Origin of the sequence: Pseudoxanthomonas sp. SL93, from assembly GCF_026625825.1 — a bacterium.
Classification (GTDB): domain Bacteria; phylum Pseudomonadota; class Gammaproteobacteria; order Xanthomonadales; family Xanthomonadaceae; genus Pseudoxanthomonas_A.
In genome coordinates this window covers 910851-922982 of sequence record NZ_CP113065.1, presented here as the reverse complement: position 1 = coordinate 922982, position 12132 = coordinate 910851, and the positions used below count along the sequence as shown (strand labels likewise).

7 protein-coding genes are annotated in these 12132 nt (G+C 67.7%); 1 reads left to right on the top strand and 6 read right to left on the bottom strand.

Annotation, left to right across the window (positions count from 1 at the left end; genetic code table 11):
* Nucleotides 1–13: 13 nt before the first annotated feature.
* Nucleotides 14–1420 (top strand): OprD family outer membrane porin, encoded by a 1407-nt coding sequence (locus OVA13_RS04270; protein WP_267792568.1) that lies wholly within the window; start codon nt 14–16, stop codon nt 1418–1420.
* A 233-nt stretch (nt 1421–1653) separates the two neighbouring features.
* Here the strand turns inward: OVA13_RS04270 and OVA13_RS04265 are convergent, their stop codons facing one another.
* The 6 genes from OVA13_RS04265 to OVA13_RS04240 form a co-directional block, all read right to left on the bottom strand.
* The gene (locus OVA13_RS04265) at nt 1654–4473 is read right to left on the bottom strand and encodes a di-heme oxidoredictase family protein (protein WP_267792567.1); all 2820 of its coding nucleotides are present in this window, start codon (nt 4471–4473) and stop codon (nt 1654–1656) included.
* Nucleotides 4474–4626: 153 nt separating this feature from the next.
* Nucleotides 4627–6888, bottom strand: a complete 2262-nt coding sequence (locus OVA13_RS04260) for a patatin-like phospholipase family protein (protein ID WP_267792566.1) — start codon at nt 6886–6888, stop codon at nt 4627–4629.
* Nucleotides 6889–7668: a bestrophin-like domain gene (locus OVA13_RS04255; protein WP_267792565.1), complete on the bottom strand. Its 780-nt coding sequence runs from the start codon at nt 7666–7668 to the stop codon at nt 6889–6891.
* A gap of 101 nt (nt 7669–7769) precedes the next feature.
* Nucleotides 7770–8753 (bottom strand): HAD family hydrolase, encoded by a 984-nt coding sequence (locus tag OVA13_RS04250; protein WP_267792564.1) that lies wholly within the window; start codon nt 8751–8753, stop codon nt 7770–7772.
* A 117-nt stretch (nt 8754–8870) separates the two neighbouring features.
* Nucleotides 8871–11399: a hypothetical protein gene (locus OVA13_RS04245; protein ID WP_267792563.1), complete on the bottom strand. Its 2529-nt coding sequence runs from the start codon at nt 11397–11399 to the stop codon at nt 8871–8873.
* Nucleotides 11400–11570: 171 nt separating this feature from the next.
* Entirely contained in the window at nt 11571–12107 is a 537-nt protein-coding gene (locus OVA13_RS04240; protein WP_267792562.1) for a DUF4136 domain-containing protein, read from the bottom strand.
* Nucleotides 12108–12132 lie beyond the last annotated feature (25 nt).

Below are 12132 nucleotides of genomic sequence, written 5' to 3'. Positions count from 1 at the left end.
GAAGGAGGCGGTCATGAAGCGAACAGTGAACGTCCTGGCGGGCGACCCGTGCCGCCTCCGGGCTGCCCTGCCGCTGGCCGTGGCGCTGGCCCTGGTGCCGGAGCTGGCCATGGCACAGGGCGTTCCGCCATCGGCGAACATGGTGGAGAAGGAAGCCATCGAAGCGGAGGCTGTGGAGGCCGAGCCCACTTCCATCGAACAGGGCCAGACGCCGCTGGATGAAGCCTTCGGTCCGCCGAGCCGTGCCGACTGGATACGCGAAACCCGGCGCAAGGCTTTCGAAGACACCAGGTTCAACCTGCAGGTGCGCTCGTTCTACCTGGACCGGGAGAAGTTCGACGACAGTGACAGCACCGCGTGGGCCCTTGGTGGTTCACTGGGCTTGAAGACCGGCTATTTCCGCGAACGTTTCGCTCTCGGCGCCACCGGCTACACGTCGCAGAAGCTGTATGGCCCGGAAGACAAGGATGGCACCCTGCTGCTCGCGCCCGGCCAGGAAGGCTACACGGTGCTGGGGGAGTTGTATGGCGAATTCCTGCTCAACCCGGGCACCCGCCTGACGTTGGGCCGATTTGGCATCGATACGCCCTATCTCAACCGCAACGATGCGCGCATGACGCCCAACACCTTCGAGGCGATCGCGGTGCAGGGCCTTTACGGCGGCAGCGACGGTCGGCCGGAATGGCGCGTGGGTGGTGGCTATTTCGACAGGATCAAGGAACGGAACTCGGACGAGTTCGTGTCCATGGCCGAAGACGCCGGCGCGCCGGATGGCGTGGACCGTGGCGTCTACGCACTGGGCGCCAACTTCAAGTCGGGTGAGCTGTCCGTGGGCGCGATCGGCTACTACAGCGACGACATCATCAGCATCTTCTATACCGAAGCGAAATACGGCATACCGCTGGCGGAAAACCTGAAACTTTCGTTGGGCCTGCAGTATTCCGACCAGGGCAGCGCCGGCGACGACCTGCTGCGCGGTACGGATTTCTCCTCCAGCCAGTGGGGTGCCAAGGCGGAACTGGCGTACAAGGGCGCGCTGTTCACCACGGCCTACACGCGTGCGCGCGGCGACACCAACATGCAGAACCCCTGGAGCGGCTACCCGGGCTACACCAGCGTGCAGGTCGAGGATTTCAACCGCGATGGCGAAGGCGCCTGGCTGCTGCGTGCGTCCTATGCGTTCCAGTCGGTGAAGGGGGCCAGCGTGTATGCGTTGTACGTCGATGGTTCGGATCCCGATTCGCCCACCGACTACTCCAAGAAGGAATTCGACTTCAACGTGCAGTGGGCGGTACCGGAAGGCGTGTTCAAGGGACTGTTGCTGCGCCTGCGCTATGCCCAGGTGGACCAGGAGGCCCCGATGTCGAGCGACCTGAAGGACCTGCGCGTGATGATCTACTACGACCCGCCGAAGCTCTGAAGACGGCACAGGGCTCCGACGTTGGACGGGCTGGCTTCCCTCCTGTCGCGGCATCCGGAACTGGCGGTCTACCTGGCGCTCGCGCTGGGTTTCTGGATCGGTGCGGTCCGCGTGCGGGGTTTCACCCGGATCTTTGCTGGCCGGCATGGAAGAAGTCCTGAGCGCGGCCGCCATTGCTTACCCCGCCGTTGGTGCGATCCGGGCAGTGTCTTGCCCGATCGCGCTCCCGCCGATCACAGTGATCGGAGGAAATCCATCAATGCCTGGCGGTCCGCGGCGCTCATCGCTTCGAAACGCTGCCGGGCTGCCGTGCCCTGCCCTCCATGCCACAGCACGGCCTCTTCCAGCGTGGCCGCGCGACCGTCGTGCAGGTAGCGCACGTTCGGGTTGATCGCGGCCGCCAGTCCCAGCCCCCACAGCGGTGCCGTACGCCATTCGCGTGCCGTGGCACGGCCCTCGACGTACGTGTCGGCCAGGTCCGGCCCCATGTCGTGCAGCAGCAGGTCGGTATAGGGGCGGATGGTCTGGTAGCGGAGTTCGACGAACCGGTGATGTCCGGTACGCAACTCGGGCGCGTGGCATGTTCCGCAACGCGCGGCCTCGAACATCTGCGCGCCGCGCTTGACGCGCAGTTGCCGCGCCCGCGCCTGTGCATCCTGCTCCTGCGGATTGTCGAAATCGCGCTTCGGCGGCACGCCCAGCAGGCTCAGGTAGAGCGTGGTCTGGTGGATGTCGGCCGCGGTCAGCTTCGCGCTGCCGTTGTTCACCTGGGCGCAGGCCGCGCCCAGGCTGCCGCGTGCGCATTCCAGTGAAGGCATCAGGGGCGAACTCACGCCCATGTCGGTGTTGAATGCCAGCGACGTCTGCTGCTCCAGCGTGGCGGTGCCGCCCTTCCAACCGAAGCGGCCCACCCGGCTGACCCCGGGGTCACGCGAGTCGGCCACGATCTGCAGGCGCCCGGCCACACCGTCAGGATCGCCCTGCTGGGCGAGCGCGAGGCGTTCGAGTTGCTGTTCGGGCACGGCTTCCAGCAGGCCAAGCCCCACCAGCGAAGGCGCGACGCGCACCGACAGCGCCGTCGGCAATGCCATCGGCTGGCCGGCGCGATCGCGCAACAGGTAGTTCGGCCTGCGCAGCACATACCCGCTGCCGTCGGCGTAGCGGCCCGGCGACTCGGTGTAACCCGTCAGCACCAGTTCGGCTTCGCGACCGTCGAGGTTGGCGCCGGCTTCGCGGTAGGTGCCCTGCTGCAGGCGCAGGCCGAAGCGCGCATCGGGCGCCTGCGTGCCCGCGCCGGCCACGCCGGTGAACACGCCCAGCCGGTTCAGGGGCGCACCCACCACCGGCGAGCTGCGTCCGTTGCCGGTGTGGCAGTCCACGCAGCGTGTCTGCGAGAAATTGGGCGCGGTCTTGCCCGCGTGCGCGCTGAACACCGTGTTGCTCTCTTCGGAATGCCGCCCGCTGGCGAACGAGGTGTGGATCAGCCGGCGCCCCTCCGCCCAGGGCTGCATGTTGTAGCCGGCGATGTTGTGCGAGGCCTGCTGCAGCATGCGGAACGGTTCGCTGGACGTGTCTTCGTGCAGCGTCATCCAAGGCCCGGCGCTGAGCGCTTCCGCCGGCATCGCCAGCGAGTCCAGCGGCCGCTGCACGCCATACCCGGGCCCGCGATACCAGGACACGATGCCGTGCGCACCGGCCCGGTAGACCAGCGCTTCGGCGTAGTAGTTGAAGCGGCCGATGAGGTCCGGGTTGCCGGCCAGGAAGATGCCAAGTTCGAACTCCACCAGGTCGCCCTTGCGCAGCGGGCGGTGCGCATCGTTCGCTGCCGTGCGGATCTCCTTGACCAGCACGAACGCGTTGCCCGGTGCGCCGGCCGGCGGCGTGTAGTTGCCGTTCGGATCCTGGCCGAGCTGCGCGTAGTTGGCGATGGGCGTCTGCGCGGCCACGCCGCCGGGCAGCAGCTTCATGCCGCCGTTGTCGGCATACAGCGCCACCGACGTGGGCTCGAGCGGATCTTCGCTGCGGCGGCCGATGTAGCCGTGGCGGAAGTTGGTGCCATACCAGTAGTGCTGCGGCCTGACCACGATGGTCAGGATGCGCTGCTCGCCGGACGTGCCGGGCACGGCATCGTCATGGATGACGATCTCGTGCGTACGCCGTTCGAAATACTGCGGCGGGAATACCTGATAGCTGTCGTCGACGATGGGTTCGCGGGCGTGGCGGTCGCGCACGCGGCCACCGACGTGGGTGACCAGCGTTCCGTCTTCCTGGGTGAAGTGGATGGCGGCGGCGTCATCGGGCCACGCCAGTGGCTGGTAGCTGGCCGATGCGGGCACCGCCGGTGGTGGCGGCAGCAACGGCTGCGATCCGTTCTGGCGCACGGCCTCCGGCTCGCCGGCGGCCAGGTGGAACTGCTGCGCCGTCGCGGTGGCGCAGGTGACCTGCTCGACGGACGCGCCCGCCGCCGTCGATGCGCCGACGATGCCGAGGCACTTGCCGCTGTTGACGTTGACGATGCGGTAGCGGTCGCTGGCGTCCAGCTGTTGCAGGCGGAAACGCTGTGCGCCACTGCCGTTGTCGTCCCATTGCTGCACGATGACGTGGTCGGCGCCGGATGCCCCGGGAATGTCCGCGGATTTCTGCGATTGCAGGTTGCGCAGGCGGTACTGGCCGACAGCGGTCTCGCCGATGTCGAAGAACTGCCGGTGCAGCGTGGCTTCGCAGGCCGACTGCACCAGCGGCGTACCGTTGGCCATGCTGCCGTCGCGGATCTCGATGCACAGGCCGCTGTGCGCACTGGCGATGCGGTAGCGGCCGGGCGGCACCGGGTTCACGGCGATGTTCCTGGGCGGCTCCGCCGCGGCCATCTGCTGGCTCGCGCCCGCCATGACCGTGCCGGGTGCGGCGCGCGTGGAAGACCAGAAGCCGCCCTCCCCGTCGGTGTCGCCATCGGCAGAGGAATCGACACCGCAAGCGGCAAGCAGCGGCAGCAACGCAAGCAGTAAGACCACCACGGGTGTACGTACCCGCAGCCTGACGAGGGAAGCGAACATCGAGCACGGCTCCTTGTGAATCCGGGGGGTCAGAGCGTCATACGGATCGCCGTCTCCACCACCGCGATCCTTGCCTCGGGCACATGGTCGCAGAGCTTCACAAACCTGAGCGTGACTACCTGCTCAAATCCGCGGGTTGGGTATCGCGGGGCGCTACAGACCCTGGCCAAGCTCGACGAAGATGATGGGGTCGCTCCCCTTGCGGTCGCCGATGCCGAAGATGAGCGGGCCGATCCACGAATCGAATCCGATGAAGACGCTGGCATTGAGGATGCCGTCATCCAGGTCCATGTCACTGCGGCGCTGCCAGGCATTGCCGTATTCCAGCGTGCCGCCCACCTGCGCCGAACGTCCGCGGAAGTTGGCCAGCTCGTAGGTATAGCCGGCGAACACCAGTGCGTAGTGCTTGCCGGTGAGCTGGTTGTGCTGGAATCCCGCCAGTCGCCAGCGGCCACCCAGGCGGTAGATGCTCTGCAGGGGTGCCTCGCCCGACGCGGTCACGTGGTAACTGCTTCCCAGCTGCACGGCATGGCGGCCGAAGCTCTTCGCCGCGTAGGCGTCGAAGTCGATCTGGTCGAACTCCGCGTCTGCGCCCATCCAGTCGCGTGAACCGCGCAGACCGAACCGGGCCAGCACGCCATCACGGGGGAAGAACAGGCTGTCGATGTCATCCAGCGTGGCGACCACCCTGACCGCACCGTCCTGGAAATCCTCGCGGCGCACCGCCGGGTCGCCGATCTCGACGCGCGCACTGCCGGCGTAGCGCTCGGCGCCCACGCCGATGCTCAGGACATTGGAGAAGTTACGGAACAGGAACGCCGATACGCCGTAGCGGTCCAGGCGGTAACGCTCGACCTGGTAGCCCTGCGCATCGAAGACATTGAAGCTGCGGCTCTGGTAGCCGCCCTGCACGCTGGCGGCGTAGCGGTTGGCCAGGTCAAACGGATGGTAGTACTCGCCGGTGAGGCCCGGCTCGCTGCCCAGCTGCAGCACCACGCGCGCTTCGGCACCATACGGTGACAAGGGTGCGAACAGCACGCCCGCACGCAGGTTGGTTTCGCGGTTGCCCTGCAGATCGTTGCTCAGGGTCAGGCCAGCCTCGAGATAGGCGGGTCCGTTGGGCTTGGGCGTGGCCACGACTTCCACACCCACCTGTCCGTTCTCGCGTTTCACTTCATAGGTGATGCTGGCCAGCGTGCCCAGGCCGTAGGCCCGCATGATGCCGGCCTGCATCGCGCCCGTGTCCAGGCGCTGGCCCGGCGTCACGGGCAGGTACGACAGCAGCAGGTCGTCGGCATAGTCGGTGTGGTTGACGATGTGGACGAAGGCGATCTCCGGGTCGGGCGGCACCGGCACCGGGCGTGGCGTCGTGGCGTGCGCGGGCGGTGCGTACACGAAGCTGCGCAGGGCCGGCGTGGCCGCGTCCGCTGCTGCCTGGCCGATTTCCAGCGCCAGCGCGGCTTTCTGGAAATCCCCGGTGGCCACGCGGTCATCCAGGTCAGGGCGTATCACCAGGTCATCCGGCCCCAGCGTTTCCAGTTGCCGTGCGGCACTGCCGGTGGTCAGGAAGCCACTCAGCTGGTCCAGCACTTCCACGATGCTGGCGCTGCGGTCCAGCACCGAAAGCGGCGTACCCACATCCACCGCGATGATGCGCTGGGCCCCCATGGCACGCACCACGTCGATCGGAATCTGGTCGGAGACACCCCCATCCAGCAGGATCTTTCCCTCCATCGCCACCGGCTGGAAGATCGCCGGCAACGACATGCTGGCGCGCATCGCCATGGGCAGGCTGCCATGGTCGATCACGACCGGCTTGCCGGTGTTGATGTCCGTCGCGACCGCGCGGAACGGAATGGGCAGGTCGTCGAAACGGCCACTGACGCGGCCGCTGCCGGTGGCGCGTTCGAACAGCGCAAGCAGCTTCGCGCCTTCGCTGACACCGGCCGCGATGCCCACGCCCTTGTCGGAGCGGAACCCGATGCCGACCTGGGTGAGCCGCGTCGTGTCCTCCGCCTTGCGGCGCAGCGAGCGGTCACGGCGCGGCAGCGCATCGTTGAACACGTCCTTCCAGTCGGTGGTGAGGATGAGCTGTTCGATCTCGTCGGTGGAGCGTCCGGAGGCGTACATCGCGCCGATCAGCGCACCGGCACTGGTGCCCGCGATGCAGTCGACGGGAATGCCCAGGGTCTCCAGCTTCTTCAGGATGCGTACGTGCGACATGCCGCGCGCGCCGCCTCCGCCCAGCGCCAGCCCGATACGCGGTCTTGCCAGGTTGCCGTCACGCTGGATGCAGGATGTCGTGTCCGCGGAAGCCTGCTGGGCGGCAGCAGGCAATGGAACCGAAACGCAGGCGGCGGCGCAGAGCCCCGCAACCAGGCAAAGCCGCTGGCGCAGGGTCGGCTTCGTCGCCATTCAATCCATGCTCCGGCGCAGTTCCACCAGCACCTGGTCGGCCGCATCGACGCGGATGAACCCCATGCGCGGGAATTCGAGGTCGAAGATGACGTATACGGTCAGTGCCAGGATGGCGCCGAACGTCACGGTGTGCAGCCAGCTCCGTTCCCGGCGCATCGCCGTGCCGTACCCCACCAGCAAGGCGCCCACCAGGCTCAGGCCGCACAGCAGCAGGAAGACCACGGCCGGTGGATGGTTGCGCGTGGCCATCGCGCGCGTGGTGGTGATGTCGATCATTTCGTTCAGCGCGGGCAGCAGGAGCATGGCGGCGTGCGGTGCCGCATCGGGCCGGCGTACCGCAGTGACCGCGCTCGTCCAGATGTCCTGCTGTATCGCGGCCGCTGCCGCCAGCCGTTGTTCGACGATCGCGAAATCCGTGGCGGCGTGGTACGCCTCGGCGCGCAGGTCGAGATACTGGCGGAACATGCTCCGCATCGGCGCCTGCGTTTCTGCGGGCAGAAGGTCGATGCGCAGGTAGGCGGTCCCGATGGCATTCGCCTCATCGGTGATCAGGTGGCGGCGATCCTCGAAACGCGAGGCCGCGCCCGAGAAGGTGAAGGCGATCAGCAGGCCCAGCAGGCCGAAGACGGCCGCTTCCGCGGCTGCGGCGCCCTTGGTGGGATCGTCGGGATCGCGTTGAAGCCTTGCCTGCCCCAACCGTCGTCCCAGTTCGGCCACGGCCAGTATTCCCACGAACAGGCCGACGGCCGCCAGCGGTGCCACCCACGCGAAGTTCATGCAGGCTCCCCTCCCCATCTGATCGTGGCGTTGGACACGGCAGGACGTCGGTGGTCAGCGCCTCCGCCGGCGCCGACGGGACGCCCAGCTCCTCAATCCCGTTATGGGTTGCTGTATACCACGCGCCAGTCGCGTGCCATATCCACGACCGTCCAGCCGCGCAGGCCGGCCATGTCCAGTGCCTTGTCGAGCGTGCCGATCTTCGATGCGCGATCGTAGGCCCATTCCCGCTTGCCGTCGGTATGGTGAACGAGGCCGGCGAAACGCGGACCATCGCCAGCCGTCGTCCACTGCAGCATCTCCAGGTCGCCATCGGAGTTGCCGAACGCCAGCACCGGCCTTCGTCCGATGAAACGCTGGATGCCGACGGGTTTGCCGGCATGGTCGTCCACCAGGCCGACCTTGGCTTCCTTCACCAGCACGGGCGTGCCGTCCCGCAGTTCATAACGCAGCTCGCCGTAGCTGCCGATGACCTGCTCGGGTGGAATCCCGTACGTCTGCTCGACCCAGGGCCGCATGAACTCCTGGCCCCCGCCGGAGACGATGTAGGTCTTGTAGCCGTGCGCGCGCAGGTACGCCAGCAGTTCGCGCATGGGCTGGTAGGTCATCGCCGGGTAGGGGCGCTTGGTCTCGGGATGACGCGCGGTGGCGATCCAGTCCCTGACGGTGGCGCTGAACTCGTCGGTCGTCATGCCGGCATGGGTGGTGGCGAGCAGTGCCATCAGTCCGTGCTCGCCGCCGGCCGCCAGGCCTTTCATGTCGCCCGCCAGCACCGAGCGGTAGGGTTCGGTGGTCTTCCACTCGGGATGCTGCGGCGCCAGCGCGCGGATGCGGTCGAAGACAAACATAAGCTGGAAGTAGGCGGGCTGTTCCGCCCACAACGTGCCGTCATTGTCGAAGGTGGCGATGCGTGCTTCCACCGGCACGAAGTCGGGACCACCCTCGCGCGTGGTCTTCTCGACGAAGGCGACGATGGCGCGCTTGGTGTCGCCGTCCTGCCAGGACGGCAGCGCATCGCGTGCCCACCCGGGCATCCCCATCACGGCCAGCAGCAGGCACAGCATGCATCGGATGAAGGTCTTCATGTGTCACCTCGTTTCAATGGTGGCAGTGTTCGGCGCATGCGCTGCCCGTCGGCATCCAGAGGGTTTGGTCCTCTGCTCCCGATGCAGGGTCAATGCCCTTGCGCGAGTACGCGTACGTCATCGGCGACGGAAACCGCCGCCACGCATGCCACCCCCCAGCCCCTGCCTGAAGCCGCCGACGGGCCGCGACGCGCCCCCACCACTGCGGGGAATGTTGACCTGCGACGGTTGCCGTCCGCTGATGCGCTCGTTGCCGCGTTGCCGTGCGAATCGGTCGCTGTCCAGGTTGTCGGGCAGGTTCTCCCGCGTCTGGCCACTGAGGTTCTGGGAACGGTCGGGACGCGTCACCTGGTTCCACTGACCATCGTCATAGTGGTAGACCTTGCCATCGCGGCCGGCATACACGTTGTCGTTGACATTGACCACGCCGCCGCGGTGCAGCGTGTCGGTGTCGGCGTTGTAATGGAATCCGCCGATCCCCTTGATGTCGCCACGCGGGCCTTCGCTGTTGATCGCGCCCGCGCCGGCCGCGCCATCGGGACCGACGCCTGCTGCGCCCCCGGCCTGGGTCACGCGTCCGGTGTTGGTGTTCACCACGGTGCGCTGGCCCGCGGCGCCGGCCTGCCCCGTGTAGGGATTGGCGGCAATCGCACCGCCCCCCGCCACCACGCGGCCTGTCTGCGGGTTGTAGCGGATCCCCTGCGCGCCTGCGGTGGTGGTGCCGGTGTAGATATTGGTGTTGACGCCCGCCCGCCCTGCCCCGCGGCCGCCAGTGGCTTCGTTGTAGTAGCCGCCGCGTGCACCGCGGCCGACATTCCCGGTCCATGGATCGGCCCATGCGGCGGCCGTGCCGCGGACGGCCGCATTGCCCCAGTGGCCGTACACGTTCCATGCGGCGGCACCGCCGCCCCACCAGCCATACGGATACACCGGCCCATACCACGGTCCCCACCACGGGCTGTAGGGCCCGTACCAGCCGTCGTACCAGCCCCAGCCCCAGCCGAAGGTCCAGCCGACCCACGCATTCCAGCCGAAATAGACCCCCATGCCGTAGGTCAGCGGGCAGCCGTACCAGTACGCGCCGATCCAGGGCGTGCACGGATACCCGGTGCCGTAGACGACCACGTTGTTGCTGACCACCGTGCCGTAATAGCCCGGCGTGTAACCGACGTAGACCTCGTCCCCGTTCTGGCCGTAGACGCGCACGTAGGTGACGTAGTGCAGCGGCGAGCTGCCGGGGATGGTGTAGATGACCGCCGGCACCTCCGTCGCGACCGACCACGGGCCGGTCGCCGCGGCCGCGGTGAACCACACGCCCTTGTCCACCGCGAAGTAGCTGTCGGCCGACACACGTATCACCGGTACGGCGGTATTGCGCGCGTACTGCAGCGACGTGCCGGTGATGGCGGCAAACTGCGGCGCGCCGTCGTAATGCACGTCGAGCTTCGTCTGCGTGCGCTGCACGGTCGCGGTCTGCGGAATGCCATTGGCGATCAGCGCCTCGCGCGATTCGGGCGTGCCGGGCAGCGACGCCAGCACGCCGCTCTTGGGGCTGTCGGGCGGAATCTTCGCGAAGTCGGCCGGCAACGACCTTGGCGGCACGTAGGACCACGGCCCCTTGCTGCCGGCGGCGGTGAACCAGCGGCCCGACACCAGCACGTACCAGGCATTGTCCTTGCCCGCGTCGACGAACACATCGGCGCCGGTATTGTCGATGTAGCTGAGCCGCGTGCCGGGAATCGCGATGAACTGCGGATCGCCCTGCACCGACACCAGCTCGGCCGGTTGCGTACGCACATGGACCTCCGGCCATGCCCCGGAGGCGAACACCTGCTTCAGCGCATCCGGCGGCGACTCCATCGTCTCCACCTGTTTGTCCGCCACCGCTTTCTTCATCGCCTCGGCAAGTGCGCCGTCCACCTTGGCCACCGGCGTCCACGGCCCTTCCAATGCAGGCGCGCCGGCCCAGTGCCCGGCCATGTAGAGGAAGAACTTCCCACCCTGCTGCAGCAGCAGCGACCGGCTGTTGACGACGCGCTGCACGCCGGCGGCGCCGGAAGGTTTCAATGCGGGCGGACCATCGACGATCACCAGCACGGCCGGCGTGGTGCTGAAGATGATGTCGGGGGGATCGTTCCTGACCACCTGCGACGGCGTGGCCGCGTCGGCCGCGGCGATGGCCATCGCCGATTCCAGCTGGTCCAGGGAGACCGTCAGCGTGCTCTTCTTCTTCAGCTGCTCGCGCGCCAGCGCCAGGTATTTGTCCTGCTTGGCGGTCGCCGTGGGGAAACTGGCCCGCGTGATCTCCATGTCGGTCAGCACCACGGCGCGCGCGGCCTTGTCGACCTGGGTGCGCGCACTGAAATCCAGCGAACCGTGGTCCAGCGAGTCCTGCGACTTGCCGTCCGCACCGGTATGCACGCCGGCCTTCACCGACATCACCATGTGGCCGGTCAGGCGGTTGTCCTGCCAACGCTCGTATTGCGGCTGGTGGATGCTGAACTGCGTACCCTGCACGGTGAACTCGCGCGGGAACGGGCGCGCATCGATCGCGGCTGGAGGCTCGGCCGTCTGCGCGCGTCCCGCCGGCGTGGACAGCAGGCCGGTCAACGCGACCAGGCACAGGAGGATGGCAGTGGCTTTCATGTGGCGCTCCGGATCTCGTGCATGCCCGCGAGGGCGCGGACGCATCCTCCATTCCGCCGCGCGTCGCGACGAGGGAGGGTGCGTGGGCGGCGGAGGAAAAGGTGCGCGGACCCGGCATAGGAGAGTGCCCAGGAGGGGGGCACCGGGCCCGCGCAAGAGGAACCTTTCCGCTCAGGGCGATGCCGTTCCCGGCGGGAAACCGGCGAACATCTTGTCCAGCGCCGCATCGACGGTCTGGTTGACCTTCTCGGGTGAGCTCGGCACGGTGCTGCTCGCACTGCCACGCCAGACGGCCTGCTGGGTGCTGGCGTCGAACATGTCGACGATCAGCGTGCCGACATCGTAGGTGCGCACCGTACTGGTCGCGGTGCCCATGCCGCCGCGCCAGCCACCGCGATACCCCCACCCGCCCATGCCGGTGCCGCTGTAGAACGTGTCGATGGTCTGCTTCTGGCTGGCGACCACGTGCGCCGCGATCGCCACCTGTCCGTTGGGCGCCTGGGTCCAGCCTTTCGCGCGCAGCCGTGCATCGATGCCGTCCACGATGCGCTGCTGCACCAGTGGCGAGCCGGCCTGCGGCTTGGCCGCCCAGCTGTAGGTGCGGTAGGAGGCGAAGTTCGCCGCCGGGTCGTGGTCCGTGGTGACCGTGGGCGTGGATGCGCAGCCTGCCAGCAGCAGGACCAGCCCTCCCAAAGACAATCGGTTCATCGAAGCTCTCCTGTGTTGTCGGACC

What these genes read in the sequence shown, in the direction of transcription:
- OVA13_RS04270 (WP_267792568.1), top strand. Translation starts at nt 14, where the DNA reads ATGAAGCGAACAGTGAACGTCCTGGCGGGCGACCCGTGCCGCCTCCGG.
- OVA13_RS04265 (WP_267792567.1), bottom strand. Translation starts at nt 4,473, where the DNA reads ATGTTCGCTTCCCTCGTCAGGCTGCGGGTACGTACACCCGTGGTGGTC.
- OVA13_RS04260 (WP_267792566.1), bottom strand. Translation starts at nt 6,888, where the DNA reads ATGGCGACGAAGCCGACCCTGCGCCAGCGGCTTTGCCTGGTTGCGGGG.
- OVA13_RS04255 (WP_267792565.1), bottom strand. Translation starts at nt 7,668, where the DNA reads ATGAACTTCGCGTGGGTGGCACCGCTGGCGGCCGTCGGCCTGTTCGTG.
- OVA13_RS04250 (WP_267792564.1), bottom strand. Translation starts at nt 8,753, where the DNA reads ATGAAGACCTTCATCCGATGCATGCTGTGCCTGCTGCTGGCCGTGATG.
- OVA13_RS04245 (WP_267792563.1), bottom strand. Translation starts at nt 11,399, where the DNA reads ATGAAAGCCACTGCCATCCTCCTGTGCCTGGTCGCGTTGACCGGCCTG.
- OVA13_RS04240 (WP_267792562.1), bottom strand. Translation starts at nt 12,107, where the DNA reads ATGAACCGATTGTCTTTGGGAGGGCTGGTCCTGCTGCTGGCAGGCTGC.